This is a genomic window from Micromonospora sp. NPDC050784 (assembly GCF_044456765.1).
Lineage (GTDB): Bacteria > Actinomycetota > Actinomycetes > Mycobacteriales > Micromonosporaceae > Micromonospora > Micromonospora foliorum.
The window spans coordinates 361711-387664 of record NZ_JBITGG010000001.1 but is presented as its reverse complement, the minus strand read 5'-3'; the positions used below and the strand labels follow the sequence as shown (position 1 = coordinate 387664).

Genomic DNA, 25954 nt, shown 5'->3' with positions numbered 1-25954 from the left:
CCTCACTCAGCGGCGCGCAGCGGGGCACCCCGCTCGCGCATGAACGGGACCGGATTCACCGCGCCAGAAGCGCTGCGGTTGTTGCGCAGGTGCACCTCGAAATGCAGGTGCGGACCCGACGAGTTGCCACTGCTGCCGACCTTTCCGATCACCTGACCGGCCGTCACGATCTGATCTTTCTTGACGAAAGGCTGGACCACCATGTGGCAGTACCGCGTGATGTAGCCGCCGGCGTGCAGCAGGTCGACGAACCAGCCGCAGCCCCCCTTGCCGGGGAATCCGTCCACGTTGCAGTCTTGGCGGCCGCGGTGGTCCTCGTCGCAGGTCGAAACCAGCACCCGACCGGTCGCAGCTGCGCGGATCTCGGTGCCCTTCCCCGCGCCGATGTCGACGCCGTTGTGACTGGGTCGGCTGGCGGTGCGGAAACCGGAGCCGACTCCACCGGGAATCGGCGCGGTCCAGCCGGAGGCGGCGATCTGGCCGCGTTCGGCCGCGTTGCACACCGCCTTGCCGTTGATCTCGACGGTGCGGGCCGCGCCACCGGCCAGGGCGTCCACGATCCGGCTGGCTACCTCTTCGTGTTTGGCGTACGCGTCCGGGTACGCGCTGACCTGCACCCGCTGCGCGACAGCGGTCAGCGGTCGGCGTTGCCAACTCTCCACCTTGACGAGCTTCTCGTAGAACTTGCGAGCCGCGTACGCGGGGTTCAACCGCTCGGCGACCGTGCCCCACCCCGGCCGCTGCTGGAACAGGCCCAGCGAGTCGTGGTCCGCGCCAACGCCCTCGTGCGGCAGGGCCAGGGACGCGGGCACTCCGCTGTTGGCCAGGTTGCGTAGGGCGGACTCCTGCATCGCGGTGGCGAGGGCGACGACCCAACCTCGCGAGGGCACGCCCATGTCCTGGCCGACCTTGATGATGATCGCGGCGTTGCGGATCTGGTTGTCGCCGTACTCGGTGAACCGCGGAAGCTTGCCAGCGACGTTCACCGCTCGTACCGGTCCGCACTCCCCGCCAGCCAGAACATCCCCGTTCTCGGCATCGCCACCGAGCCCGGTGAGGAAGAACGCCGCGGTGCCGCCGGTACAGCAGAGCAGGAGCAGTATCCCGGTGAGTACCGCGGCGACCACACCGAGCCGGAGGGGTCCGCGGCGGGTTTTGGCGCTACCAACGTCGTTCACGGCCGCTCCCAGTCCAGAACGTCGACCAGCCAACCACCGTTGGAGGTGACCAGCTCCAACCGGAGGGCTCCGGCATCAAGGGGAAGCAGCAACTCGACGAATGTCTCGTTCCGCTCTCGCATGGTCGGAGGGCCGGTGACCTTTTCGGCGGGCACGCTGTCGGGCTCGGCGCCGGTCAGCTTCTCCCGCAGCGCCGGCGTGGAGAGTGGCCGCAGGCCAGCGTGCCACTCTTCGGCGGTCATCCCGGGACGGCCCAGCCAGGCCTTGGCGAAGCGGTCGGCGGTCTGTTCGGGCGTGCGCGCGCCGGGCGACGTCACGGGTGACGGCGGAGCCGCGCTGTTGAGCAAACCGTCGTCGCCTGCCGTCGGGTCCACGGTGATGATCGGCCCATCCGGACGGCTGCTCAACCCATCCGCTGAGTCGACCGGGTTGGAGATCAGCCGGGTCGCTCCGAGCACGCCGACGACCACCACCCCGATCGCCAGCGCAATGCCCAGCCGGGACCGCAGCGCCCGAGTGAAGAGGAATTCCAACGCCCGTCGCATGACCGTCACCTCGCCTCTGAGCGCACCCGAGGTCCGGTGCGATCCGGTGCCCGCTCGGTGGAGCCCGGGCGGTAGACCACGAACGAAGGGTTCTCAGCCGGAACATCCGGCTCGGTCCAGGTCGCTGGCTGTCGACGTCGAGGCTGCGGGGCGACCGGACGGTTCCGACCTCTGCCCTCCTCTGCCTCGTCGGGCCGCTCTCGACCGTCCGGGCGCGCCGCGTCTGTGCGCCGCTCCTCGGCCGCAGCGGTCGGCACCGGGGCCGGGTCCTCCCGTCGGGCCTCCGGACGTAGCCGGGTCTGCTCCGCGTCGGGGGACCGTCGACGTCCGCCCACCGGCTCGGCGGTGCCGCCCGGCTCGGCCACGTCCAGCCGCGCGGCGGTCCGCATGTCGCGGAAGAACCGGCGGTGCCAGGATCCGGCCGAACTGACCGCTTCGCTGCTGTCCTTGCCGCCGAGTTGGGTGATCCGCCGGTACGGCCGCAGCAGCAGCCATCCGACCACCCCGCAGAGCCAGACCAGCACCACCTGAAGCCAACCCGGCATGGTCGGGGTACTCATGATCAGGTCGACGGCGAACAGGTAGATAGCTGCCCCGGTGCCGAAGATGGCGATGTTGAACAGCGCGGCTACCACGGCGTTCGCCAACCGCCGCAGGCCGGCGCTGGCCGGCCGCAGCAGACCGATGGTGCCCAGGATGGGTGCCGCGATCACCGCCCACCGGAAGATCAGGAAACCTAGCAGGACCAGTAGCGACGCGGTCAGATCGAACATCGCAAAGAGGAGGGCCGCGAGCACGGCGATGAACCCTGCGCCGACCCGGTCCATATCGCGTACACCCTGGAGGTATTCGTACGCCTCTGGATCTTCGGTCTTGATCTGCTGCGCCACCCGGGCCCACTGCTGCTGCTTGGCCTTGATCGTCGCGTCTCGGGCCGCCGAGCTGGCGCGCATAGACTTGGCCTCACCCCACGTCACAGATTTTGCATCGTAGAGTGCGGGGCCGTATTTGAGCGCCGTCTCGCTTTCTGCTGAACCTAGAACGCCCCGGAGCCAGTTCCGGTAGAGCATCGTCTCGGTCGCGGTGTCGCTTGCTCGGACGGCAGGGGCTCGTAGGTCCTTGCAGCGGGCAGGATCGATGCACCGCCCTGGGTCCGGTTCCTTCGCTTGCGGTCCAACGGCGTCATGCACCACTCCGAGGCTGGTGACAAGCGCACCGTCGGCGATGTTCGCCGACTTGACCGGCCAAGCGGCCAGTGCCGTGACCGCGACCATCACCAGCAGCGCCCAGCCCGCGGTGGTCATCGCGTTGCTCATGTCTGACTGGCGGGACCGCCAAAGTAGGTAAAGTCCCACCACACACAGGGTGACGATGCCGAAGACGCTGAACACCTTCTGGTACACGGCCTTGGTCGCCTGCTCGACAAGCGGGTCAGCCCAACCCCACATTGAACCGGGGTCCCAGGCGCGCTCCCTGAGCGCATTTGATGCGCCGATTATCGCCGTGGCGGCCATGAACTCGCCATTGGCGATCGTCGTGGTGAACTTGTAGTCCGGATGGAGCACACTCGAGGCGCAACCACCGATGTCGTAGGTGGTGTAGCTATAACCCCCGTAGCCATAGAGGCTGTACCGACCAGCTACTCCATTCGCTGCGTCCGTTGGGGGTGCGGCGGCGAACCAACCGGCGAGCCCGGAGTCCGGCGTACCCGGGGTCGGTGCGTTGCGGCAAGTAACCTGGTCGTCGGCGACCGCTTCTAGCTTCGCCACGCAGGCGCGGAAGTCGGCTTGCCATTCGGCGGTCGTGCAGAGGTCGGCGCGGGCCTGGGCGGTGGGCGGTGCGGCGGCTGCGGCCTCCGCGCCGATCAGCGGCCAGGTGAGGGAGACCCCGGCCAGTACGCCAAGGGCGAGCAGGAACGACACGATCCTTGCCCGGACCCCAGGGCCTTGGTCACGGCTTCCCGCCCCGGTTCGACCGAGGACCTTGACCCAGGCCCTAGCCATGTCACGCCTCCAGATCTGGCAGGGGGATGCTCGGCAGGACTCCGGCCGCTGCGGCGATCGCGGCGGGCGTCGTGTCGAGGTGGTCCAGCAGCCCTTCGACGTACGAGACGTCGACGCGGACCTTCTGCACGCGGCCGTCGACGTCGCGCATCACGAACTCGCGGAAGCCGAGACGGCTGGACGAACTGGTGTCGGCGGCGGAGAGCGAGGCGAGCGTGGCCTCGTACCCGTCGTTGACCGGCACCCGCAGCAGTCGCAACGCTTCGGAGGCAATCTCGGCGTCTTCGGCGATGCGGCCGACGAAGACGGTGGAGACGAGGTTCTGCACGTCGAGGCCGAGGATGTCGCGGGGGTTCTGCGAGGCGACCAGCGCGGCCAGGTTCCACTTGCGGGAGTCGCGGGCGAGTCGGACCAGGAAGGATCGGCCGGACCGCCAGCCCTCCATGAAGTGCGCCTCGTCGAGGCCGACGAGCTTGCGGGACGACATGGAGCCGCCGTAGCAGCGGCGGACGGCGAGCCGGTGCGCGGTGTGCAGCATAGGCAGCGCCAGGGCCTCCTCGGCCGACCAGTACTCGCGTTCGATCTTGAGGTCGGGCAACCGTAGCCCGGCCATGGTGATCACGGTGAGCGCCGCGTCGGCGCCGAGCAGCCCCTCCGGCGGTCGGCCGAAGAAGAGCATGGCCAGGGGCATCTCGGCGGTGTCCAGTAGGAGGTTGGCCAGTTCCTTGCCGGCGTCGTCGTCGAGCCGCCCGAGGCAGCTCACCACGTCGTCCAGGGTGGAGGTCTCCTCGGCGGGGACCTGGCGGACGGCGTGCCGGAAGAGGGTGGCGGTCGACGCCTCCCTGGCCACCTGCGGCGGGACGAGCATCATGCAGATGTCCTGGACCAGCATCCGCCGCTCGGCTCGGGCGTTGGAGACCGCGATCTCGAACTCCCGGTCACCAGCAGCCCCGCTGCCGAACTCGGAGCGCAGCGGTGTCGGGATGAGCGAGTAGGGCGCCAGGGTGCCGTGCTCCGAGCCGGTCAGGTTCAACACCCGGGAGTACGGCCGCAGCTCGGGCATCGCGCAGAGGCGGGCCAGCGGGCCGGACGGGTCGAGCAGGGTCACCTGGACACCTCGACGGGCGGCCAGGTAGCCCAGCGCGCCGAGCAGGGTCGACTTACCACCGCCCGGTTCGGCGACGAAGACCGCGAGCCCGGAGCGTTCCCGGACCTCCATGGGGAAGTGCAGGTCGAGGAAAACTGGGCGGCGGCAGGTGCCGGCGGTCCGGCCGATCAGGTCGCCCCGCCGGTCACCCACGTTCGATGCGGCCTGGGGGAGCGCCGCGGCGAGCAACGGCACCGGCATGCGGCGTACGTAGCCGGTGTTGGCGATCGGCTCGCCGGGGATGAACTCGCGGGCCAGCCAGTCCTGGTTCTTCGGGTGCTGCAGCGAGATGCGCAGCTCCCGGGAGTAGAGCTGGATGAGTCGGCGGGCCCGCTCCAGGCATTCCTCCCTGGTCCGGCCGCCGACCGCGATCCGGTGCCAGCCGTGCGCCCGGGCCGAGTCGACCGGCAGGCCGGTGGTCATCTCGTCGCCGATGACCAGGGCGCGCTTGGCCAGTCGTTCCAGCTCCGGGGGCGCGTCGATGCCGTGTTCGGCGTAGTCGAGTTGTTGCGAGCGGATCATCCGCAGCCGGTGTTCGAGATTGCGGAAGGAGTCGCCGGAGCCGAGGATGTCGACCCGGGTGGAGATTTCCATCGGCCAGGGCAGCCGCTCGTGGAAGTGCAGCCACGGCTCGTGCCGTTCCGGGATCTCCAGCGGCTCCATCCGGCCAACCGCGAGCACGGCCACGTGCCGCTCCTCGCCGGTCATCCGATTGACCAGCTTGACCGTCGAGCCGTACGGGGTGCGGTAGCGCTCGACCTGCTCGGTCATGGCGAGCAGGTCGCCGCGCTCCCAGCGCCCGTCGGTGACGGGGGAGAGGGTGCTCGGCGGCGACATGCACAACGCCACCGAGCGATAGAGCAGCCACTCCAGCTCCTGGGCGGTGACCCGCCGGCCACGCATGCCGAACGCGCCGAGCACCTCGTCGAACTGCTCCACGGTGCGGCCCAGCTTGCGGCGCTCGCCGTCGGCGGTGCCCCGGCCGAAGGTGCGCAGCAGCCGCTCGGTGAGTGAGTCGCCGAGGGAGCGGCGGGCGAAGGTGACACCCAGGTAGGTCTGCCCCTCGGCGTGGTTGACCGCCATGAGGTGCCGTTGGGCGGCGACCAGGTGATCGGCCCAGCCGGTGGTGCCGGGTACGTCGGGCAGCGGCGCCGAGGTGTGCGTGTCGATCGTGCGCGCCCACTCGTCGGCGGGGAACGGCCGGGTGGTGCGGCGCAGGTGCAGTCGGAAGCCGGCCAGACCGGCGTACTGCTCGGAGATCGCCGACAGCAGCGCCTCGCGTTCGGCGTCCGGCCGGAACGCCCAGCGGACCTCGGGCAGCCAGTACCAGGCCGTGACGGTGTTGGGTGTGAAGGTCAGGTGGCCGGCGATCTCGGTGATGGCCAACTCGACAGACGGATCCCGATCCCCGAACTTGATCTTCGGAGCGCGTACCCGGGTCGGCTTGACCGGTCGGTCCGGTCGGCTCGCGGCGCGCTGGCGAGACGGGGCGACCTCCCGGCCGGTGGGCTCGGTGCTCCTGGGTCGATCCGGCTCGGCGGCTCGGCGCGCCGTGCGCTCCAGAGCTGGCCGCTCCGCGGCGGTGATGCTGGCTGGCTGCTCGGCCGGTGCCGTAGACCGGGCCGGTTGAGCCGCCGGCGTGGCCGTGGGTCGGCTGCCCGGCAGGGTGCCGGCTGTCCGGCCGGCGGGACCGGTGGTCGTCGACGGCGACCCGCCGCCGGCGGACGGGCCGGGCTCGTCCGGTGGACGCAGCATCGGCCGTCGATCGCCGGCCTGGTGCGGCACCCGGGACTCGGTGGCCGGGTGGCCGCCGCCGGGCCGTGGCTCGACGGATCGGCCACCGCTGCCGGGCTGGTCGCCGGGAGTCCACGGTGGCTCGAACTCGGGAACCGCGCGGGCTGGTGCCGGGCTGGCGGTGGGTGGCGGCTGATGCGGAATCGCCGGCTGCTCGCGGGTACTCGGTCCGGCCGTGACGGCTCGTGCCGTGCCGGGTCGCCCCCCGCCGCCGAAGAGGTCCAGGAAGGGGGAGTCGATGTCGGCGTTCTCGCCCGCCGACACGGCGCTGGGCTCGGCCGGTGGCGTCCGGCGGGGAACCGGCCGGGGCGCCTGGAACACGCCAACGGCACCGTGGCCGGGGGACGTCACCAGCGCAGGGTCGAGGGCGACCTCATCCTCGTCCTCGGTGTAGTCGAAGGAGTGCGCACGGTGACCGGTCGGCACGCCTGGGCGGCCGGCCGGGGAGCCCGGCGTGGAGGAGCGGCTCATGCGACCGCCTCGGCCACTGTCGGCAGGCCCTTGCCCGCGTCCTGCGACGGACCGTTCGACGTACGTCCGGTCATGCCAGCTCCTCCCGAATCCTGATCCGGCTGCCGACCAGGCGCGGATCGCGCTGCTCGACCGCCGGCTCCCGGGTGCGTCGCCAGTCGGTCAGCGCGGTGCGGATGACCACCCGCGCGGGCCGATCGGGGTCGACGTGCCGGAAGATGAACGACGTGGTCACGATGGCGAGCGCGATCTCCCAGGCTGGGAAGAGCTCGACCGTCAACGTGAACAGCCAGTGGATGAACATGTAGAGGGGGACCAGCAGCATGAAGAGCCCGTACTGGGCGTAGGGCAGGTGGACCGGAAGGGTGTAACCGGGCGGCCCGAGGTAGACCAGGCGGGCCCGGTAGATGTCGTCGTCGGTGCGCAGCCGCATCTGGTGAACGCGCCTATTCGAAGATCAGGTCGATCAGGTAATCGCCGACGAAGAAGAGTGTTGCCGCGCCGGCGATGAAGGCGAGCCCGACGATGGCGATCGCGGAGCTGGTCAGCACCTTGGAGATCTCGCCTCGGCTGGCACGGCCGATGAAGATGACGCCCAGGACGGCGAGCAGGATCGGCGCGATCTTGCTGGCGAAGAAGGTGACGACACTGTTGGTGTCGATCCCCTTCGGTGCCGGCTCCGCGAGTGGAGTCGACGCCAGGGTGGAGAGCGCGTGGGCGACGCCGGACGACGCCGTCTCCATGAGCTCGAAGGCGATCACTGGAACCTCCCCATAGCGCGGCCGGCGGTGCCGCGGCGGTGCAATAGGCAAGCCTTGCGGGAAAAGTGCTCCACAGGGCATGGCGTTCTTGACCCTGTGTTCGTTACTCACCACGGAGGGTGGCGAGGTTTGGGCGGTTTTTCCCCGCTTCGGCCCTCCCTCCAAGCTTCGCCATCTCGATGCTGGCCAATTCCAAAGCGTACGGGCCGCCCCGGATTGCGACAAGCCGCGAAGGGGCTGCCCGATACTGCCCGGATGACCGATCGTACACCTGTTCTAATCGGCACGTCAGGGACGGTGGCGCGGGGCCGACCCGGGCCGGCGGGCGCCGCTGCCGCGACCGGTACCGTCTAGTCGTGACCGATCTGGTGCGGGCTTCGGGCCCGGTGGTGATGGGCGTCCTCAACGTCACACCGGACTCCTTCTCCGACGGCGGACGGTACGCCGACCTGGACGACGCCGTCGGACACGGCGTCCGTCTGCGCGACGACGGTGCGCACCTGGTCGACATCGGCGGCGAGTCCACCCGTCCGGGCGCCGAGCGGATCGACGCCGCGACCGAGGCCGAGCGGGTGTTGCCGGTCATCCGCGAGCTGGCCGCCGCCGGCGTGCCGGTGAGCATCGACACCAGCCGCGCCCGGGTCGCGGAGGCCGCCCTGGCCGCCGGGGCCGCGGTGGTCAACGACGTCTCCGGTGGGCTGGCCGACCCGGACATGGCCCGCGTGGTCCGCGACGCGCACTGCCCCTGGGTGCTGATGCACTGGCGTGGGCACTCCCGGGCGATGCGCGAGCTGGCCACCTACACCGACGTGGTGGCCGACGTCCGGGCCGAGTTGGCCCAACGGATCGACGCGGCGCTGGCCGCCGGGGTGGCCGCCGACCGCCTCATCGTCGACCCCGGGCTCGGCTTCGCCAAGACCGCCGCGCACAACTGGGAGCTCAGCGCCCGCCTGCCGGAGCTGCTGGATCTCGGCTGCCCGCTGCTCTTCGGGGCCAGCCGTAAGTCGTACCTCGGCGGTTTGCTCGCCGCCGCGGACGGCACGCCGCGACCGACCGCCCAGCGGGAGGCGGCCACCGTGGCCACCAGCGTGCTGGCGGTCGCCGCCGGCGCCTGGGGCGTACGCGTGCACGACGTGCGGGCCACCGCCGACGCGCTCGCCGTCTGGGCCGCGACCGGCAGCCCACGCCTGGCCGTGCCGCCGCACGACGAGAAGCGAGCGCGACCCGATCACGAACATGAGGTACGGCGATGACGACGGACCAAATCCACCTCACCGGCCTGCGGGCGCGCGGTCGGCACGGGGTGTACGACTTCGAACGCGTACAGGGGCAGGACTTCGTGGTCGACGCCGTCCTGGAGTTGGACCTCGGCCCGGCCGCCGCCACCGACGACGTCACCGCCACCGTGCACTACGGAGAGCTGGCCGAACGCCTGGTCGCGGTGGTGACCGGCGAGCCGGTCAACCTGATCGAGACCCTCGCGGACCGGCTCCTCGCGGTCTGCCTGGCCGACGAGCGGGTCGACGCCGCGACGATCACCGTGCACAAACCGGAGGCGCCGGTGCCGCACACCTTCACCGACGTGGCCGTCACCATGACCCGGAAGCGTGCCCGGTGACCCGGGCGGTCCTCTCGCTCGGCAGCAACCTGGGTGACCGGCTGGCGCACCTGCGCACGGCCGTCGCCACCCTCGGCGACGCGGTGCTCGTGCTCTCCGGGGTGTACGAGACTCCACCGTGGGGCGACTCCGACCAGCCCGCGTACCTCAACGCGGTGGTGCTCGCCCAGGACGCGACCGCGACCCCGCGCGACTGGCTGGAGCGGGCCCGCGACGCGGAGCGTGCGGCGGGCCGGGTCCGTGACCCGCAGCGGCGGTTCGGGCCGCGCACCCTCGACGTGGACGTGATCGCGGTCTGGGGCGACGACGACGAGCCGGTGCTCAGCGACGACCCGGAGCTGACCCTGCCGCACCCCCGGGCGCACCTGCGCGCCTTCGTGCTGCGTCCGTGGATCGACATCCAGCCGTACGGTCGGCTGCCCGGTCACGGTTGGTTGACCGACCTGCTGACCACCGGCCCCGCGGCGGACGAGGCGTTGGAACTGCGTCCCCGGCCGGAGTTGGCGTTAGAGTCGACGGCATGACCGAGCGGAACCGGCCGGCATGACGCAGGCGAAGCCCCCACCCCGCGGGTCGGGCCCGGACGGGTCCCGGATGGGCCCCACCCGGATCTCGACCCTGGTCGTGGCCGGCCTGGCTGCGGCGGCGGTGGCCTGGCTGCTGATCAGCACCCTCTACTACAGCGGCGTTCCCCGGCTGCCCTGGCTGCCGGTGGTGACGCTCGCTGGGCTCGCCGTGCTGGAGGCGTACGCGGCGGTCAACACCCGGGGCCGGATCGAACGCAAGCCGGGCCGGGAGCCGGTCAACCCGCTGTTGGTTGCCCGCTTCGTGGTGCTGGCCAAGGCGTCGGCACTGGCCGCGGCGATCTTCGCGGGCTTCTACGCGGGGCTCGCCGGCTGGCTCTTCGTGGAGACCACCCGCGCCGCCCTGGACGATCGACCGGCCGCCGGCGGTGGCCTGCTCGCCTCGCTGGCCCTGGTCGGTGCCGCGCTCTGGTTGGAGCGCTCCTGCCGGGTGCCGGAACGCCCAGACGACGAGCGCGAGCAGGACCCGCGGGAGAGCCGCCCCGGCCAGCGCTGAGCAGGGGGTTACGCCCGGCTGCGGGCGCGGGTACGGTGCCTGCGATCGGGAGCGAGGGCCGCCCGGGGTCCGTCCGCGCGCCGGACCGGGGACGGCCGGCCACTGGGGAGGCGGCGTCATGGGGTACGAAGAAGCGGGCCGGGACCGGTCGGCCGAACCCTCGTCGGGGGTGCCGGCCGCGGTACTGGAGAACGTCTTCGACGACCCCACCCAAGGCGAGCCCGGCCGGGATCGGATCGGCGTACACCTGGGGTGGGAGCTGCTGCTGCTGGCCGGGTTGGCGGCCGTGAGCTGGCTGCTCTGGCGGGAGGATCCGGCCGCCGTGCGCGACGGCAACCTGCGCACGCTGCTGATCGACGCGGTCGGGTTGGGGTTGCTCGCCCTGGCCGCCGGGCTGAGCCTGCGTACGGCAGCGCCGAACCTGGCCGTCGGCCCGATCGCGGTCGCGGCCGCCCTGCACTACGCCGAACAGGGTGACCGGGGCCTGCCGGCGTCGATCGGCCCGGCCCTGGCGGTCGCCGCGGTGGGCGGGCTCGCGCTGGCGCTGGCCGTGGTGGTGCTGCACGTGCCGGGCTGGGCCGCGAGCCTGGCCGGCGCCGCCGCCGTGGTGGTGTACATCGAACGTCGTTCGGCGCCCGTGCTGGTGCAGGGCGACTACGACCCGACAAGCAGCGCCGGGTACCTCTTCGCCGGTTTCGCCGCGGTGGCCGTCCTCGGCGGGCTGTTCGGCGCGGTCCGGGCGATCCGCCGGCTCGTCGGCCGGTACCGACCGATCGCCGACCCGGCCCGTCGGCGCGGCGCGGTGGCCGCCGCGGTGACCGCGGTCGCGCTTGTCGTCTCCACGGTGCTGGCCGCTCTCGCCGGCGTGCTGCTCGCCGCCAACGACCCCGGGCCGGTGGCGCCCACCTCCGGGCTGGACTGGACGGTGCTGGCCATCGGCGTGGCCCTGCTCGCCGGCACCAGCGCGTACGGTCGCCGGGGCGGTGTGTTCGGCACGCTGCTGGCGGTCGGCCTGGTCACCGTCTTCCAGGTGTACGCGCCGGAGCGCGGGTGGACGCTGAGCAACTGGGTGGTCGGCGGGGCCGCGCTCGGCGTCGGGTTGGTGGCCACCCGGCTGGTCGAGACGCTCGGGCGGCCCCGACCGGGCAGGCCCGACCGGCCCGAGCCGGTCAGCGACGGCACGATCAGCTCGGGCTGGACCATGCCGCAGGCGCAGTCCGTCGACAACTGGCCTCCCACGCTGCCGACCCAGGCCGCGCCCCAACCGGTCGACCCCTGGCGGGATCCGCGGTGGGAGGACGGCCCGCGACGGTGGGACACCGACGAGCGGTGAGCCGCGTCGCGTCCGCCGAGCCGGAGCTGATCTCGACCGTTAGGCTCGGCGACATGACCGACACACCTGCCGCCACCCCGGGCGGAACCTCGTTCGAGGAGCTTGACGCGCTGTCCACCGAGGAGCTGCGGGAGCGGGCGTTCGCCCTGGCCCGAGAGCGTCGGGACGTGGGCTTCTACTGGTCGGTGCTGCGCCACCTGCCGAACGCGGACGAGGCCACGGTGTTGGACGGCGCCCCGAACTCGATCGGCCCGACGATCGACGAGGCCAACGCGTTGTGGCGGGAGCTGACCGGTCACGGCTACGAGGAGTCGGCGCCGCTGCTGCGGGCCGCCTTCATCGACTACCTGATGAAGCACTGAGCCGCTCGGGGCAGCCCAGGTCGGCCCGAGCCAGCGGTTCGGGCTCTGGGCGGATCGCGTCGCTCGTGCACCGCTCCGGCCCGGTCAGCCGCTACGGCACGGCCGCCGGCACCGGCGCGCTCGCCGTGTTGCTGCTGGTCGGCATCTGCGGCAGTCCGGCGTACACCGGTTGGGCCGCCACCCTGACCGACCCGGCGTCGGGCGGCGCCTTCTACGCGCGCCTGCTCGCGTGGCCGGCCTGGCGGCTCGACGCGGACGGGCAGGCCGGCGGGTTGTTCGCCGCCGACCTGCGGGCCGTGCTGCTGGTGGTCCTCGCGGTGGCTCTGCTCTACCTGTTGCCCGCTGCCCAGGTCGCCCGGGTGCCGGGCCCGGTCAGCCAGTTCTTCTCCGGCTGGGCCGCGTACGTGCTGGCCGGCGGGCTGGCCGCCGTGCTGGCGGCGCTGCTCGGCCCGGCGCCGTCACTGCTGGGGGCACTGCAGGACGCCAGCACCGGTGCCGGGTACGGCTTCCTCACCGGCTGGATCATCGGCATCGCCAGCCTCGGCGGTCGCGCCTGACCCGACCGAGGCGGGGTCAGGCGCGGCGGTCGTGCCCGACCGGGCCGGGTCAGTTGGTCGGGCGGCCGAGATCGAGGAGACGCTGTCGGCTGAGCGCGCCCACCGGCCGGCCGGCGTCGGTCACGAGAAGCCGGTCCCGGCCCGAGGTGAGCAGGACCGCCAACGCGTCGTACGCGGAGCCGTCCACCGCGACGGTGGGCAGGTCCGGTGCGGCGTCCTCGGGGACCGGTTCCAGCGCCTCCCGGTCGAGTGGGGTGACCGCCAGCCGGCGGATGCCCCGGTCGGCGCCGACGAACTCGCGTACGAACGGGGTGGCGGGTGCGCCGAGCAGCGCGGCCGGGGTGTCGAACTGCTCCAGGTGCCCGCCCTCGGAGAGCACGGCGATCCGGTCACCGAGTCGGACCGCCTCGTCGAGGTCGTGGGTGACCAGCACGATCGTCTTGCGCACCTCCGCCTGCAGGCGCAGGAACTCCTCCTGGAGGCGGGCCCGGACGATCGGGTCGACTGCCGAGAACGGCTCGTCCATCAAGAGCACCACCGGGTCGGCGGCGAGCGCGCGGGCCACTCCGACGCGCTGCCGCTGGCCGCCCGACAGTTCGTGCGGGTAGCGACCGCCGAACTCGGCCGGGTCGAGCCCGACCAGGTCGAGCAGCTCGTCGACCCGGGCCCGGGTCTGGCCCTTGGGCCACCGGAGCAGGCCCGGCACGGTGGCCACGTTGGCCCGCACCGTCTGGTGTGGAAAGAGGCCGACGTTCTGGATGACGTACCCGATTCGACGGCGTAGTCGCACCGGATTGACGTCGGTGACGTCCTCGTCGCCGAGCGTGATGCGACCGGCCGTCGGTTCGATCAGACGGTTGATCATCCGCAGCACTGTCGACTTGCCGCAGCCGGAGGGGCCGATCAGCACCACCAGTTCGCCGGCCCGGACGTCCAGGCTGAGGTCCCGGACAGCCTCGGTGCCGTTCGGGTAGCGCTTCTGGATGCCCTGCAGGGAGATCGACGCCGCGCGAGGGGATTGGGCCACCTTGGCAGCCTCCGGGGTAACGTCCACGTATGTCCTTCCGCCTGAGCTACCGGGCCGACCCGGGTAACCCCTGGTTCTCCTGGCAGTACGTGCGGGACAACTCTGACACGATCCTCGCCGCGGTGCGCGAACACGCCTCTCTCACCGGGCGGGCGGTGTTGATCGCGGTGCTGATCGCCCTGCCGTTGTCCGTGCTGGCGTACTGGTTCCGTCCGCTCGCCGGTCCGATCCTCGCCGTCAGCGGGGTGGTCTACACCATTCCGTCGTTGGCGCTCTTCGCGTTCATCGCGCCCTACCTGGGCACCGGGGCGACCACGGTGTTGGTCGGGCTGGTCCTCTACGCGCTGCTGCTGATCGTGCGCAACGTGGTGGCCGGTCTCAACCAGGTGCCCCCGGAGGTTCGGGAGGCCGCCGAGGGCATGGGTTACGGCCGGTGGAGGCGGCTGTTCCGGATCGACCTGCCGCTGGCGCTGCCGGGCATCGTGACCGGCGTACGGCTGGCGACCGTCTCGACTGTGGCGTTGGTCACGGTCGGGGTGCTGGTCGGGCACGGCGGGCTCGGGCAGTTGATCTTCGCGGGCTTCCAGAACAACCTCTACAAGGCCGAGATCATGACCGCCGCGCTGCTCTGCGTGGCGCTCGCGATCGTCCTCGACCTGCTGCTCATCCTGGTCGCCCGGCTGGTGACCCCCTGGTCCACCCGGAGGGCACGGTGACCGTCGCGGCGAACCCGATCGGCCAGGCGATCACCTGGATCAACGACCCACTGAACTGGACCAACCCCGGCGGCATGCTGGACCGGCTCGGCGAGCACCTGACGATCTCCGCCCTGGCGGTGGCGCTCGGCTGCCTGGTGGCCTGGCCGCTCGGGCTCTGGCTGGGGCACCTCGGCCGAGGTGGCGGCCTGGTGGTGCTGATCTCCAACGCCACCCTGGCCATCCCCACCCTGGCGCTGCTGACCATCCTGCCGGTCGTCTTCGCCAGCGGCTTCGGGAAGACGCCGGTCGTGGTGGCACTGGCCGTCTTCGCCGTGCCGCCGCTGCTGGCGAACGCGTACACCGGGGTGCGGCAGGTGGACCCGGAGGCCCGCGACGCGGCCCGAGGGATGGGTCTGTCCAGCGCACAGCTGCTGCGCCGGGTGGAGTTGCCGCTCGCGGTGCCCTACCTGGCGGCCGGCTTCCGCACGGCGGCGGTTCAGGTGATCGCGACCGCGGCGTTGGCCTCCTTCGTCAACGGCGGCGGCCTGGGCCAGATCATCCGGACCGGCTTCGGTATCGGTATCGCGGCCGGCGGCGGGCAGATCGTCGCCGGCGGTGTGCTGGTGGCCGGGCTCGCGCTGCTGGCCGAGGTGGTCCTCGGCGGCGTCGAACGGCTGGTCACCCCCAAGCCGCTGCGGCGCGGGCGGCAGCGCCTGGGGCGGCCCCGGGCCGCCGACGCGACCGGGAGCGCCTGACCCATCCGGGTGAGTGCCGCGTCGAGCTGGCGACCCACGGCCGTCAAATCGGTGACGATGGGGTGACGAAGTCCATCCCAAGTTGTCGGTCGGTTGCGGAGCATGTTGGGTGGACATTCGCGGGCGGCCGACAGTCAGGATCGCCCGTCGGACACGCGGCCGGCCCGGGACGGGCCGCGCCGGGACACGGAAGGCGGGCACATGCGCGCACGTACACGTCTGGCGATCGGGGCGGTCAGCGCTGTCGCCGGGGCAGCACTCCTCACCGGCTGCGGCGACGCCGGCTCGTCCGGCACCGACGCACCCCAGACGAGCGCCTCCGGCGCCGGGTGCGCCCCGGTCGCGGGCCAGCAGCTCATCGCTCTGCAGGACGACAAGAAGCTCCAGAACTCGGACAACGTCATCCCCGCGGTCAACAGCAAGGCGGCCAACCCCCAACTGCTCGCCGCACTGGACAAGGTCTCCGCCGCGCTGGACACCCCGAAGCTGATCCAGCTCAACAAGGCCGTCAACGAGGACCGCAAGACCCCCAAGGTGGCGGCCGAAGAGTTTGCCAGCGCGAACAACCTCACCGCGGGCATCGCCAAGGGCCCGGGCGGCAACATCGTGGTGGGCGCCGGCAACTTCGCCGAGAGTCAGACGTTGGGTGAGCTGTACCGGATCGCGCTCACCGCCGCCGGCTACCAGGTCAAGGTGCAGCAGATCGGCAACCGGGAGCTGTACGCGCCGGCTCTGGAGAAGGGCGAGATCCAGGTCGTCCCGGAGTACGCGGCGACCATGGCCGAGTTCCTCAACACCAAGGCCAACGGCCAGAACGCGCAGCCGGTCTCCTCGCCGGACATCAACACGACGGTGACCGCGCTCAAGGCCGAGGGCGACAAGGCCGGCCTCACGTTCGGCACCCCGGCCGCCGCACAGGACCAGAACGCCTTCGCGGTGACCCAGGCCTTCGCCGACAAGTACGGCGTACGGACCCTCTCCGAGCTGGCGGCGAAGTGCTCCGGCAGCGCGACCGTGCTCGGTGGCCCGCCGGAGTGCGAGCAGCGTCCGTTCTGCAAGCCGGGCCTGGAGAAGACGTACGGGCTGTCGGTCGGCAAGTTCTCCTCGCTCGACCAGGGCGGGCCGCTGACCAAGAGCGGGCTGCGCGACGGTTCGATCAGCGTGGGTCTGATCTTCTCCTCGGATGGCGCCTTCGCCACCAGCTGAGCACATGCTGAGGACGCCCCCGCCCCGACCGGGCGGGGGCGTCCGTGCGTCCCGGGGACCCCGTTCCCTCCGCTGGATATCGTCGGTAGGCTGCACATCCATGCCAGCCCCGGCCACCTCTGACGCCCGGCGTCAACCATCGCTGCTGACCATGCTCTTCTGGGCGGGCGTCGCTCTCGCGCCGGTGGCGGCGCTGATCCTGCTGGTGGCCGACGGCAACGGCCCGCTGCGCTTCGCCGCGGTGCTCGCCATTCTCGCGGTGGTGCTGATCGGTCTCTCCATCGCGCTGCGGCCGGACGGCGAGGGCGCCTCGGCGCGGACCGACGAGCTGCTGGACGAGATCGAGGAACTGCGTCGGGAACTGCGCAGCGAGATCGTGGCCGCCGCCCAACGCGGGAACCAGGCCCTCGACCAGGCGCAACGGGCCCAGGAGGGGATCGCCGTGGTGCGCCGCCGCCTCGACGCCAGCGGTGCGGCCCTCGCCGGTGCCGTCCCCGCTGCCGAACCGGCGGGCGCCGGACGGGCGCGGGTGGCCGCCGTCGAGCCGCCGGTGGACGACGCGCCGGTGGCCCGTAGCCGCGTCCCGCTGGACGCGCCGGCCGGCCGCGCACGGGTGGCCGGCCCCGATGACGCGCCCCACTGGGGGCGCCCCGAGCACCCGGACGACGACGAGCCGGCGTACGCACAGGAGGCCCCCGAACCGCCGGCCGCCGCCGGAATGTACGGCGGGGAACGGCCGGCCGCCACCGCGTACGGCTCGGCCCGCCCCCGCGAACACGACCGCCCGGAGGCGGCGCACCGGCCGGGTGGCGTGGTCCGACACACCGAGACCGTGCACGTCACCACCCGACACACAGTGGTGGACGGCGGCCCGGCCGAGCCGGCCGGGCGCTACGGCGGCGGGTACGCCGGTCAGTGGACCCCACCCGCGCAGGAGTGGACCCGGGGCGGCGACGCGGACGAGCGCCCCCGCCCGGCCGGCCGAGCGAGAAGCGAGCCGGAGGAGCGCCCCCGAGCCGGATACGGCGACGAACCGGGCTGGACTGGCCGCCGGGACGAACCGGAGTGGACCGATCGGCGCGACGCGTACGCCCAGCCCGACGAGCCCGCCCCGGCGGCCCGGTCGCACCGCACCCCGGAGCGGCCGGCGGCGGGCTCCTGGGACAGCCCGGACGATCGGGGCTGGTCGGAGCAGCGTGATCGGGCGGGCGCCGCGGCGCCGCAGCCCGGACCGCCGCTGCGGGCCGACGACACCGGCGAGTACTGGTCGCAGCTGCGGGCCGGTGACCGCTGGGCCGCCGTCCGCGACGACGAGAACGGCCGCGAGCTGCGGGTCGGCGAACGCCGGGCCGAGGTGCACGCCGACGCCACCGGCACCGAGTACCGGGTGGCCGACCGCTGGGCCGCCGTCCGCCACGAGGAGCCGCGCCGCCACGAGGAGCCGCGCCGCCACGAGGACGCCGGCCGGTACGAGGACTCCGGCCGGTATGAAGAGCCGCGCCGGTACGAGGAGCGGGAGTCGTACCCCCGGGACGAGCCGGCGCGCCGCCACGACCGCGACGGTGGCCGGCGGGCCGAGCCGGGCAGGCCGGCGCTGCCGGTGGGCGGCGTGCCGGTGCCGGACGAGTGGCGCCCACCGCGCCAACGCGGCCACCAGGCGGAACCCGCGCCGGAGCGGACCGGCCGGCGGCGGGTCGACGAGCGCTACGGCTACCCACCCCAGGACGACGTACCGCGTGCCGGTGGCGCGCCGCCCGCAGACCGCTGGCGGTGACCGGTCAGGCGACCCGGATCACTTGTCGATGTCGCCGACCACGAAGAACATCGAGCCGAGGATTGCGATCAGATCCGGGACCAGGCAGCCGGGGAGCAGGGTGGCCAACGCCTGCACGTTCGCGTACGAGGCGGTGCGCAACTTCAACCGCCACGGCGTCTTCTCACCGCGGGACACCAGGTAGTAGCCGTTGATGCCGAGCGGGTTCTCCGTCCAGGCGTACGTGTGCCCCTCCGGCGCCTTGAGCACCTTCGGCAGCCGGGTGTTGATCGGCCCGGTCAGCCGGTCCACCCGGTCGAGGCACTGCTCGGCGAGGTCCAGCGACGCGTACACCTGGTCGAGCAGCACCTCGAACCGGGCGTGGCAGTCGCCGGCGGTCTTGGTGACCACCGGCACGTCCAGCTCGTCGTAGGCCAGGTAGGGATCGTCGCGGCGCAGGTCCAGGTCGAGCCCGGAGGCCCGGGCCACCGGCCCGGAAGCGCCGAACGCGGCGGCGTCCGCGGCGGACAGCACGCCCACGCCGACGGTACGAGCCAGGAAGATGTCGTTACGCCGGATCAGGTGGTCCAGGTCGGGCAGCCGGCGGCGCACCTCACCGATGGCCGCGCGGGCACGCCCGGTCCACCCGTACGGCACCTCCTCCTTGAGGCCACCCACCCGGTTGAACATGTAGTGGATCCGGCCGCCGGAGACCTCCTCCATCACCGCCTGGATGGTCTCGCGTTCCCGGAACGCGTAGAAGATCGGCGTGATCGCCCCGATCTCCAACGGGTACGAGCCGAGGAACATCAGGTGGTTGAGCACCCGGTTCAGCTCCGCGAGGGCCATCCGCAGCCAGGTGGCCCGCTCCGGCACCTCCATGCCCATCAGGCGTTCCACCGCGAGCACCACACCCAGCTCGTTGGAGAACGCCGAGAGCCAGTCGTGCCGGTTGGCGAGCACGATGATCTGCCGGTAGTCACGCACCTCGAAGAGCTTCTCGGCGCCCCGGTGCATGTAACCGACGATCGGTTCGCAGGCGACCACCCGTTCGCCGTCGAGCACCAGCTTCAACCGCAGCACACCATGGGTGGAGGGGTGCTGCGGGCCGATGTTCAGCACCATGTCGGTGCCGAGCTGCTGATCACCGGTGCCGGCGACCAGGCCGGCTCCGGTGCCGACGGTCAGTTCACGGAGGGCCCCGGCGTCGGTGGTCATGCCCGTCATCGTGCCACGGCCGGCCCGAGGCGGATGCCGACCGGCTGGCGCAACCACAGGTGCCCGCCGAGCCCGGCCGGGTCGGTCAGCTCGGCCACCGCCGACGCGGCGGCCAGCGCCCGCACGTAGCCGACCGGGTCGGTGCCGGCCAGGCTGAGCGGCGGTCGCCCGCCGTCGGCCCCGAGCGCCCGCAGCGCCTCCCGCTGCGAGACCAGGGAGTACGCGCACCGGGCGACCGCCGCACCAGCGGAGGCGACCGAGTCCATGGCCACGTGCGCGGTCACATCACTCGACCCGTTCGGCACCGGCGGCACCTGCCGCCCACCCCGGTACCCGGTCAACGTCCCATCCACCGGCCTGCTGTCCCGCAGGTGCCCGTAGTCGACTGCCAGCGCGAGCCCTCGCTCGATCTTGCGCACCGCGTTGGCCCAGGCTTCGTCCCGTGGTCTGCCGATCTCTGCTCGGTGGTCGCTGTGCGGGGTTTCGGGGCAGCCCGGCCGGCTCCGGGCGGTCAGGCTTGATCCCTCCGCCGGCCGGGCTGCGCCGAAACCCGACTCGCTTCCGCTGGTCGCGTCCGTCCTGGTCGCCTCCGGATTCGGGGCACTGTCCGTGCTGGGCAAGGTCCCGGGGCTGGGCCACCAGGTCGTGAGCCAGTCGAGATCGGCGGGGCTGACCGTCTCACCGATCGTCTCCACGCCACTTTCGGGGTCGACCAGCACGTATCGCCAGCCGTCTTCGGTGTGCACCGCGATGTCCAGCGGGACGTTGTCCAGCCACTCGGTGGCGAGCAGCACTCCGGTGATCTCGGCGGGGATCTCGGAGGTCCAGTTGATCTCTTCGGGCAGGTTCTCGGGGCGCGTGGCGTACTCGACGGCTGTGAAGCGCACCCGTTCCGCGAGCGACGGACGGGCGGTGCCGGACGACGGCTCGTCGAGCGACCGGCGGGCGGCGGCCGTGGGAGTCAGGGTTTCCGGGGAGCCCGCCCGCGCAGGGATCAAGCCTGACCGCCCGGAGCGGGTGGGCTCCCCGGAAACCCCCACCGCAACCTCGACGGCGCTATCCGACGCGACGAGCCTGAGCAGGGTGAGCAACAGCTCACCCCGACCCGCACCGACGTCGACAACATCGAGTCGGTCAGGGTGGCCGAGGGTCGCATCGACCTGAGAGACCAGCCGTAGCAGGGCGGTGGCGAAGGCCGGGGAGGCGTGCACGCTGGTTCGGAAGTGGTCGGCCGGCCCGGCGCCGGCGACGAAGAAGCCGTGCGGCCCGTAGAGGGCCTGGCTCATCGCGTCCCGCCACCGGATCGACATCAGTTCCCTCCGCGTTCGGGGTGTGTCACCGTGCCGACCCTACGGTCACCGGTCCGGCGCGACTCGTGATCCCCGGCCGTGCGGTCGTGGTTCACGCCTGGAAGTAGTGCCCCGCGTCCAGGTCGGCGATCAGGTCGGGGTGGGCGGGGGTCCAGCCCAGCAGCTCGCGCGTGACGGCGGACGACGTCGGGTTGTCCAGCTGCGCGAACGTCTCGAGGAAGCCGAAGTAACCGCTCGCCTCGTCGGGGCTGATGCTCCGGACCGGGATGTCGAGGTTGCGGCCGACGGCCTCGGCGATCTGCCGGAAGGGAACTCCCGCGTCGGCGACAGCGTGCAGGCGCGCACCGGCCGGGGCCTTTTCGAGGGCGAGTCGGTAGAGCTCGGCCGCGTCGAGCGTGTGCACGGCCGACCACCTGTTGGTGCCCTCGCCGACGTACGCGGCGTACCCGTGCTGCCGGGCCGCCGCGATGATGGTGGTGAGGAAGCCGACGTGGTCCAGCGAGCTGTGCACGATGGGGAGCCGGACGACGGAGGAGCGAACACCGCGGGCGGCGAGGCCGGCCACCAAGTTTTCCGCGTCGATCCGGTAGCCGCCGCCCGGGAAGGTGTCGCGTTCGGTGCCGGGGCGGCCGACGATGCCGCCCAGCACGAGCATTGCTGTCCCGCCCGTGCCGACGAAGGGCTTGCCGGAGCCGGCCAGGCCGTCGGCGAGTGCCGTGAGAGCCGCCAGGTCGACCTCGGCGGCGCCGGCCAGGTCGCCGGTGACCAGGAGGTCGTGGCGGAACGCCAGGTGGACCACCCCGTCGGAGCCGGCCGCCTCCTCCCGAAGCGCGTCGAGGTCGGAGAGGTCGCCACGGCGTACCTCGGCGCCGAGCTTCTCGATGGCGGCGGCGGACGTGTCGGAGCGGGCCAGGCCGACGACGTCGTGTCCGGCGGAGATCAGTTTCGGTACGACCGCGGAGCCGAGGTGGCCGGAGGCACCGGTGACGAATACGCGCATGGTGGTTCCTTTGTGGGATGGTCATGTCGCCTTGTGACATCACCGTACCGCACGATGTCGCGATGTGACATGGCGCGGCCGAAAAGAATGTCGCAGCGTGACATCGGATACCATCGCCGCATGGCCCGCTGGCAACCCGACGCGCGTGGCCGCCTGGAGGCGGCCGCCTTCGAGCTGTTCCGCGAGCGCGGCTTCGAGCAGACGACGGTCGCCGACATCGCCACCCGAGCCGGGCTCGACAAGCGCACCTTCTACCGACTCTTCGGCGACAAACGCGAGGCGCTCTTCAGCGGCGGCGAGCAGTTGGAGGAGGTTCTGGTCAAGGCGGTGGCCGAGACGGACGCCGGGCCGTTCGAGGCGGTCGTCGCCGCCTTCCGCCAGGTGGCGGAGCAGATCTTCACCGACCGCCTCGAGCTGGTCCGGATGCGCCAGTCGATCATTGCCAGTAGTCCCGAGTTGCAGGAGCGTGAGCTGCGCAAGACGAGCTCGCTGACGGCCGCGGTCGCCGCCGCTCTGCGTGCCAAGGGCCTCAGCGAGACGACCGCCGCCCTGGCGACCGAGTCCGGTGTGATGGTCTTCCGGGTGGCGCTCGCCCGCTGGGTCGCACCCGAGAGCGATGGCGGCTCGTTCGCCGACCTGATCGCCGAGGTCGCCACCGAACTACGCACGCTCACGACGGCCCCGGGCTGAGGCCGACCGGTCACTACCGTGCCCTTCCTTCGGTGGTGAACGTTTTCACACCTTCTGTTTCGGTCCCGTGACGCGGGCGCATACTTGCGATCGACCGGTACCCCTTCTCGAGGACTGGATCGTCGTCATGAGCGCACCGCTGCGCCCGCGCCCGGCCGCCCAGTTTGGGCCTGCCACACCGCGGGACCGCGCCGTCACCGGCGCCCCTCCCCGTCTTCTCACCGTCGGCGTCGTCGGCGCCGGTCGGGTCGGCGCCGTCCTGGGCGCCGCGCTCGCCGCCGCCGGGCACCGGGTGGTGGCCGTGGCGGGCGACTCCGGGGCCAGCCGCGCCCGTCTCGCCCTGCTGTTGCCCGACGCGCCGCGCAGCCCGGCCGTCTCCGTGGCCCGCGCCGCCAGCGACCTGCTGCTGATCGCGGTGCCGGACGACGCGCTGGCCGGCGTGGTCGCCGACCTCGCGGAGCGGGGTGCGTTGCATCCGGGTCAGATCGTCGCGCACACGTCGGGAGCGCACGGGCTGGCCGTGCTGGGGCCGGCCGTCGCGGCGGGCGCCCGGCCGCTGGCCCTCCACCCCGCCATGACCTTCACCGGTACGCCGGACGACCTCCCCCGGCTGGCCGGCATCTCGTACGGGGTGACCGCCCCGACGGATCTGCGTCCGCTGGCCGCCCGGCTGGTCGCCGACCTGGGTGGCGTGCCGGAGTGGGTGGCCGAGGCGGACCGCCCGCTCTACCACGCCGCGCTCGCGCACGGTGCGAACCACCTGGTGACCCTGGTCAACGAGGCGACCGACCGGCTGCGGGACGCCGGGGTGTCCCGCCCGGAGAAGGTGCTCGCCCCGCTGCTGCGGGCCGCCCTGGAGAACGCGTTGCGCCTCGGTGACGACGCGTTGACCGGGCCGGTGTCCCGCGGCGACGCGGGCACTGTCGAGCGGCACCTGGCCCGGCTGGCCGCCACCGCGCCGGAGTCGGTCCCCGCGTATCTGGCGCTGGCCCGTCGTACCGCCGACCGGGCGATCGCCGCCGGCCGTCTGCGGCCGGTGGACGCACAGTCGCTGCTCGGCGTGCTCGCCGAGACGAGCCGGGAGGTGGCGGCATGACGCAGGTCGTGCACACGCGCGCCGAGTTGGCCGAGGCGCGGACCGGGTTGAAGGGCACGGTCGGGGTGGTGATGACCATGGGCGCGCTGCACTCCGGGCACGAGACGTTGCTGCGCGCGGCCCGGGAACAGGCCGACCACGTGCTGGTGACGATCTTCGTTAACCCGTTGCAGTTCGGTCCGAACGAGGACTTCGACCGCTACCCGCGCACCCTCGACGACGACCTGGAGGTGTGCCGGCGGGCGGGCGCCGACCTGGTCTTCGCCCCGTCGGTGGCGGACATGTATCCGGACGGGCAGCCCCGTGTACGCCTCGACCCGGGTCCGCTCGGCGCGGAGTTGGAGGGGGCGAGTCGTCCCGGCTTCTTCCACGGCGTACTCACCGTGGTGCTGAAGCTGCTCCAGCTCACCCGACCGGACCTGGCGTTCTTCGGCGAGAAGGACTACCAGCAGCTCACCCTGGTCCGGCGGATGGCTCGTGACCTGGACGTGCCGGTCGAGGTGGTCGGCGTGCCGACCGTCCGGGAGCCGGACGGGCTGGCGCTCTCCAGCCGCAACCGTTACCTGAGCGAAGCGGAGCGGGCCGCCGCGCTGAGTCTGTCCGCCGCGCTGCGGGCCGGTGCGCGGGCCGCAGACGACGGCCTGGACGCGGGGGCGGTGCTGACCGCCGCGCACGCCGCGTTCGGGGCCGGTACGCCCGGTGCCCGCCTCGACTACCTGGTGCTCACCGATCCCGAGTTGGAACCGGGGCCGGTGTCCGGGCCGGCCCGGTTGGTGATCGCCGCATGGGTGGGCGCCACCCGGTTGATCGACAACGCGGCGATCCACCTCGCCCCGCGTCCGTGACCCGGCCACACCACCCTCCACCAATCCCGCGAAAGGCCACCCCGATGTTGCGGACCATGCTCAAGTCGAAGATCCACCGGGCCACGGTGACCCAGGCCGACCTGCACTACGTCGGTTCGGTGACTGTGGACGAGGATCTGCTCGACGCCGCCGACCTGCTCCCCGGCGAGCAGGTGGCGATCGTGGACATCACCAATGGCGCCCGGCTGGAGACGTACGTGATCCCGGGCGAGCGGGGCAGCGGCGTGATCGGCATCAACGGCGCCGCCGCGCACCTGGTGCACCCCGGTGACCTGGTCATCCTGATCTCGTACGGGCAGATGGACGACGCCGAGGCCCGCTCCTACCGGCCACGGGTCGTGCACGTCGACGCCGACAACCGGGTCATCGAGTTGGGTGCCGACCCGGCTGCGGCGGCACCCGGCACGGCCGGGAACCCGGTGCCCAGCCCGCTGGCCGTGTCCGGAGTCTGATCCCGCGTACCGCGATTCCGGTCTGTTACCGGAAGGTCATTTCCGGTTACCCTGGGCACGCTGGCGGAAGCCGGTCGGTGGCTGGGGGAGGCCGCGATGCGCCGTGCCATGACGACCCTGTTCGCCGCTGTTGCCACGGCGGCGCTGCTGGTGGGCTGTGCCGGGTCCGGGGGCCTGGACGGTGATCTGACCGACGACTGGGCGGCGTTGCCGGCACCGTCGGCGTTCACCCCGGCCGCCGGTGTGTGCCACGCCGCCGACTTCACCGATCTGGTCAGCCTGGCGAGCTACGAGCCGGTGGACTGCGCCGGGCCGCACCGCCTGGAGACCGTGCATGTCGGGGTGTTCCCAGCCGAGCGGACGACCGCTCCGGCGGGTGGCTCGCCGGAGCTGCGCGGCGCGTTCGCCGAGTGCGACACCCGGGCGACCGGCTACGTGGGTGACGACTGGCGGGCGGGCCGGCTGCGGCTGTCCGTGGCGCTGCCCAACGGGCCGGGCTGGGCGGCGGGTTCCCGCTGGTTCCGGTGCGACCTCACCGAGTTGACCACGGTCGAGGCGGCGGCCACCGTGGTGGTCCGGTCGGGCAGTCTGCGGGACGCGTTGAAGGGGCCCACCGGGCTACGCCTCGGTTGCCAGCAGACCCGCGGTGGCGCCGGCCGGGGGGTGCAGACGCTGACCCCGGTGGAGTGCGGCAAACAGCACGACGCCGAGTTCGTCGGGGTGTGGCGCGCACCGGACCGGGCGTACCCGACCCGGGATGCCGACTGGGCGCCGCTCTACACGGGTTGTCGCAGCGTCCTCGCCCGGTACGTGGGCGTTCCGGACGACGCCACGCTGCGCGTCCGCAGCGGTGTGGTGGTCCGACCGCCGGGGGCGGGGCGCTGGAAGGTCGGTGACCGGGGCGTCCGCTGCTATCTGTGGCTCAGCCACCGTACGGTGACCGCCTCGTTGAAGGGCGCGGGCCCGGCCGGGCTACCGGTCCGGACGAAGTGACCACGGCCTGACGCCCGACGCGCGCCGGACGGGGTAGCCCA

The 25954-nt window shown here is 72.4% G+C and carries 26 protein-coding genes; 16 read left to right on the top strand and 10 right to left on the bottom strand.

The genetic code is table 11. The features are described from left to right. Window positions 1-2: 2 nt before the first annotated feature. From ACIBD9_RS01860 to ACIBD9_RS01835, 6 genes are all read right to left on the bottom strand, one after another. Window positions 3-1178: a M23 family metallopeptidase gene (locus ACIBD9_RS01860; protein ID WP_396713635.1), complete on the bottom strand. Its 1176-nt coding sequence runs from the start codon at window positions 1176-1178 to the stop codon at window positions 3-5. Beyond that, window positions 1175-1732 (bottom strand): hypothetical protein, encoded by a 558-nt coding sequence (locus ACIBD9_RS01855; RefSeq protein WP_396713633.1) that lies wholly within the window; start codon window positions 1730-1732, stop codon window positions 1175-1177. Before ACIBD9_RS01855 ends, ACIBD9_RS01860 begins: the two co-directional genes overlap by 4 nt. Continuing rightward, window positions 1729-3726 (bottom strand): MFS transporter, encoded by a 1998-nt coding sequence (locus tag ACIBD9_RS01850; RefSeq protein WP_396713631.1) that lies wholly within the window; start codon window positions 3724-3726, stop codon window positions 1729-1731. Before ACIBD9_RS01850 ends, ACIBD9_RS01855 begins: the two co-directional genes overlap by 4 nt. Window position 3727: 1 nt before the next feature. After that, window positions 3728-7138: an ATP-binding protein gene (locus tag ACIBD9_RS01845; protein WP_396713630.1), complete on the bottom strand. Its 3411-nt coding sequence runs from the start codon at window positions 7136-7138 to the stop codon at window positions 3728-3730. Window positions 7139-7208: 70 nt separating this feature from the next. Then, the gene (locus ACIBD9_RS01840; protein ID WP_053654782.1) at window positions 7209-7571 is read right to left on the bottom strand and encodes a hypothetical protein; all 363 of its coding nucleotides are present in this window, start codon (window positions 7569-7571) and stop codon (window positions 7209-7211) included. 13 nt (window positions 7572-7584) lie between these two features. Next, window positions 7585-7899, bottom strand: coding sequence for a hypothetical protein (locus ACIBD9_RS01835; protein WP_074315118.1), 315 nt, complete (start codon window positions 7897-7899; stop codon window positions 7585-7587). Between the two features lie 356 nt (window positions 7900-8255). Here ACIBD9_RS01835 and folP point away from each other — a divergent pair, with 356 nt between their 5' ends. The 7 genes from folP (at window position 8256) to ACIBD9_RS01800 (ending at window position 12849) form a co-directional block, all read left to right on the top strand. Then, complete coding sequence (gene folP, locus ACIBD9_RS01830; RefSeq protein ID WP_396713628.1) at window positions 8256-9152, top strand: dihydropteroate synthase; 897 nt, start codon at window positions 8256-8258, stop codon at window positions 9150-9152. Further along, complete coding sequence (folB, locus tag ACIBD9_RS01825) at window positions 9149-9517, top strand: dihydroneopterin aldolase (RefSeq protein ID WP_396713626.1); 369 nt, start codon at window positions 9149-9151, stop codon at window positions 9515-9517. Before folP ends, folB begins: the two co-directional genes overlap by 4 nt. Next, window positions 9514-10041, top strand: a complete 528-nt coding sequence (gene folK / locus ACIBD9_RS01820; RefSeq protein ID WP_396713624.1) for a 2-amino-4-hydroxy-6-hydroxymethyldihydropteridine diphosphokinase — start codon at window positions 9514-9516, stop codon at window positions 10039-10041. The genes folB and folK overlap by 4 nt, the downstream gene beginning before the upstream one ends. 19 nt (window positions 10042-10060) lie before the next feature. Continuing rightward, on the top strand, window positions 10061-10597 hold the full coding sequence (locus ACIBD9_RS01815) for a DUF3180 domain-containing protein (RefSeq protein ID WP_396713622.1): 537 nt from the start codon (window positions 10061-10063) through the stop codon (window positions 10595-10597). A gap of 118 nt (window positions 10598-10715) precedes the next feature. Further along, entirely contained in the window at window positions 10716-11930 is a 1215-nt protein-coding gene (locus tag ACIBD9_RS01810; RefSeq protein ID WP_396713620.1) for an ABC transporter permease, read from the top strand. A gap of 53 nt (window positions 11931-11983) precedes the next feature. Further along, window positions 11984-12292 carry a hypothetical protein gene (locus ACIBD9_RS01805; protein ID WP_184179324.1) on the top strand — a complete coding sequence of 103 codons (309 nt, stop codon included), beginning with the start codon at window positions 11984-11986 and terminating at the stop codon, window positions 12290-12292. A 65-nt stretch (window positions 12293-12357) separates the two neighbouring features. Next, window positions 12358-12849, top strand: a complete 492-nt coding sequence (locus ACIBD9_RS01800) for a hypothetical protein (RefSeq protein WP_396713618.1) — start codon at window positions 12358-12360, stop codon at window positions 12847-12849. 49 nt (window positions 12850-12898) lie between these two features. Here the strand turns inward: ACIBD9_RS01800 and ACIBD9_RS01795 are convergent, their stop codons facing one another. Then, entirely contained in the window at window positions 12899-13903 is a 1005-nt protein-coding gene (locus tag ACIBD9_RS01795; protein ID WP_396713616.1) for an ABC transporter ATP-binding protein, read from the bottom strand. A gap of 2 nt (window positions 13904-13905) precedes the next feature. Here ACIBD9_RS01795 and ACIBD9_RS01790 point away from each other — a divergent pair, with 2 nt between their 5' ends. The 4 genes from ACIBD9_RS01790 to ACIBD9_RS01775 all read left to right on the top strand — a co-directional run bounded on the left by ACIBD9_RS01790 (window position 13906) and on the right by ACIBD9_RS01775 (window position 18309). Then, window positions 13906-14592, top strand: a complete 687-nt coding sequence (locus tag ACIBD9_RS01790) for an ABC transporter permease (protein ID WP_396713614.1) — start codon at window positions 13906-13908, stop codon at window positions 14590-14592. After that, entirely contained in the window at window positions 14589-15329 is a 741-nt protein-coding gene (locus ACIBD9_RS01785) for an ABC transporter permease (RefSeq protein WP_091403223.1), read from the top strand. The genes ACIBD9_RS01790 and ACIBD9_RS01785 overlap by 4 nt, the downstream gene beginning before the upstream one ends. Before the next feature lie 201 nt (window positions 15330-15530). Next, window positions 15531-16535 carry a glycine betaine ABC transporter substrate-binding protein gene (locus ACIBD9_RS01780; RefSeq protein ID WP_396713611.1) on the top strand — a complete coding sequence of 335 codons (1005 nt, stop codon included), beginning with the start codon at window positions 15531-15533 and terminating at the stop codon, window positions 16533-16535. Between the two features lie 100 nt (window positions 16536-16635). Beyond that, window positions 16636-18309, top strand: a complete 1674-nt coding sequence (locus ACIBD9_RS01775) for a hypothetical protein (RefSeq protein WP_396713609.1) — start codon at window positions 16636-16638, stop codon at window positions 18307-18309. Window positions 18310-18327: 18 nt separating this feature from the next. Here the strand turns inward: ACIBD9_RS01775 and ACIBD9_RS01770 are convergent, their stop codons facing one another. From ACIBD9_RS01770 to ACIBD9_RS01760, 3 genes are all read right to left on the bottom strand, one after another. Then, entirely contained in the window at window positions 18328-19515 is a 1188-nt protein-coding gene (locus ACIBD9_RS01770; RefSeq protein ID WP_238661369.1) for an NADH-quinone oxidoreductase subunit D, read from the bottom strand. After that, window positions 19512-20816, bottom strand: coding sequence for an SAM-dependent methyltransferase (locus ACIBD9_RS01765; RefSeq protein ID WP_396713607.1), 1305 nt, complete (start codon window positions 20814-20816; stop codon window positions 19512-19514). Before ACIBD9_RS01765 ends, ACIBD9_RS01770 begins: the two co-directional genes overlap by 4 nt. Before the next feature lie 91 nt (window positions 20817-20907). Beyond that, the gene (locus tag ACIBD9_RS01760; protein WP_396713605.1) at window positions 20908-21816 is read right to left on the bottom strand and encodes an SDR family oxidoreductase; all 909 of its coding nucleotides are present in this window, start codon (window positions 21814-21816) and stop codon (window positions 20908-20910) included. A gap of 120 nt (window positions 21817-21936) precedes the next feature. Between ACIBD9_RS01760 and ACIBD9_RS01755 the strand changes: the two genes are divergently transcribed. The 5 genes from ACIBD9_RS01755 (at window position 21937) to ACIBD9_RS01735 (ending at window position 25913) form a co-directional block, all read left to right on the top strand. After that, window positions 21937-22506: a TetR family transcriptional regulator gene (locus ACIBD9_RS01755; protein ID WP_396713603.1), complete on the top strand. Its 570-nt coding sequence runs from the start codon at window positions 21937-21939 to the stop codon at window positions 22504-22506. Window positions 22507-22633: 127 nt separating this feature from the next. Next, window positions 22634-23602, top strand: a complete 969-nt coding sequence (locus ACIBD9_RS01750) for a Rossmann-like and DUF2520 domain-containing protein (RefSeq protein WP_396713601.1) — start codon at window positions 22634-22636, stop codon at window positions 23600-23602. Beyond that, window positions 23599-24447: a pantoate--beta-alanine ligase gene (panC, locus tag ACIBD9_RS01745; protein ID WP_396713599.1), complete on the top strand. Its 849-nt coding sequence runs from the start codon at window positions 23599-23601 to the stop codon at window positions 24445-24447. The genes ACIBD9_RS01750 and panC overlap by 4 nt, the downstream gene beginning before the upstream one ends. 44 nt (window positions 24448-24491) lie before the next feature. Continuing rightward, on the top strand, window positions 24492-24920 hold the full coding sequence (gene panD, locus ACIBD9_RS01740) for an aspartate 1-decarboxylase (RefSeq protein ID WP_030327945.1): 429 nt from the start codon (window positions 24492-24494) through the stop codon (window positions 24918-24920). Between the two features lie 96 nt (window positions 24921-25016). Then, window positions 25017-25913 carry a septum formation family protein gene (locus ACIBD9_RS01735; RefSeq protein WP_396713597.1) on the top strand — a complete coding sequence of 299 codons (897 nt, stop codon included), beginning with the start codon at window positions 25017-25019 and terminating at the stop codon, window positions 25911-25913. The last annotated feature ends 41 nt before the right edge of the window (window positions 25914-25954 follow it).

What these genes read in the sequence shown, in the direction of transcription:
- ACIBD9_RS01755 (WP_396713603.1), top strand. Translation starts at nt 21,937, where the DNA reads ATGGCCCGCTGGCAACCCGACGCGCGTGGCCGCCTGGAGGCGGCCGCC.
- ACIBD9_RS01775 (WP_396713609.1), top strand. Translation starts at nt 16,636, where the DNA reads ATGCCAGCCCCGGCCACCTCTGACGCCCGGCGTCAACCATCGCTGCTG.
- ACIBD9_RS01815 (WP_396713622.1), top strand. Translation starts at nt 10,061, where the DNA reads ATGACGCAGGCGAAGCCCCCACCCCGCGGGTCGGGCCCGGACGGGTCC.
- folB (WP_396713626.1), top strand. Translation starts at nt 9,149, where the DNA reads ATGACGACGGACCAAATCCACCTCACCGGCCTGCGGGCGCGCGGTCGG.
- ACIBD9_RS01805 (WP_184179324.1), top strand. Translation starts at nt 11,984, where the DNA reads ATGACCGACACACCTGCCGCCACCCCGGGCGGAACCTCGTTCGAGGAG.
- ACIBD9_RS01770 (WP_238661369.1), bottom strand. Translation starts at nt 19,515, where the DNA reads ATGACGGGCATGACCACCGACGCCGGGGCCCTCCGTGAACTGACCGTC.
- ACIBD9_RS01735 (WP_396713597.1), top strand. Translation starts at nt 25,017, where the DNA reads ATGCGCCGTGCCATGACGACCCTGTTCGCCGCTGTTGCCACGGCGGCG.
- ACIBD9_RS01780 (WP_396713611.1), top strand. Translation starts at nt 15,531, where the DNA reads ATGCGCGCACGTACACGTCTGGCGATCGGGGCGGTCAGCGCTGTCGCC.
- ACIBD9_RS01750 (WP_396713601.1), top strand. Translation starts at nt 22,634, where the DNA reads ATGAGCGCACCGCTGCGCCCGCGCCCGGCCGCCCAGTTTGGGCCTGCC.
- ACIBD9_RS01840 (WP_053654782.1), bottom strand. Translation starts at nt 7,571, where the DNA reads ATGCGGCTGCGCACCGACGACGACATCTACCGGGCCCGCCTGGTCTAC.
- ACIBD9_RS01790 (WP_396713614.1), top strand. Translation starts at nt 13,906, where the DNA reads ATGTCCTTCCGCCTGAGCTACCGGGCCGACCCGGGTAACCCCTGGTTC.
- ACIBD9_RS01850 (WP_396713631.1), bottom strand. Translation starts at nt 3,726, where the DNA reads ATGGCTAGGGCCTGGGTCAAGGTCCTCGGTCGAACCGGGGCGGGAAGC.
- ACIBD9_RS01845 (WP_396713630.1), bottom strand. Translation starts at nt 7,138, where the DNA reads ATGAGCCGCTCCTCCACGCCGGGCTCCCCGGCCGGCCGCCCAGGCGTG.
- panC (WP_396713599.1), top strand. Translation starts at nt 23,599, where the DNA reads ATGACGCAGGTCGTGCACACGCGCGCCGAGTTGGCCGAGGCGCGGACC.
- panD (WP_030327945.1), top strand. Translation starts at nt 24,492, where the DNA reads ATGTTGCGGACCATGCTCAAGTCGAAGATCCACCGGGCCACGGTGACC.
- ACIBD9_RS01765 (WP_396713607.1), bottom strand. Translation starts at nt 20,816, where the DNA reads ATGTCGATCCGGTGGCGGGACGCGATGAGCCAGGCCCTCTACGGGCCG.
- ACIBD9_RS01810 (WP_396713620.1), top strand. Translation starts at nt 10,716, where the DNA reads ATGGGGTACGAAGAAGCGGGCCGGGACCGGTCGGCCGAACCCTCGTCG.
- ACIBD9_RS01760 (WP_396713605.1), bottom strand. Translation starts at nt 21,816, where the DNA reads ATGCGCGTATTCGTCACCGGTGCCTCCGGCCACCTCGGCTCCGCGGTC.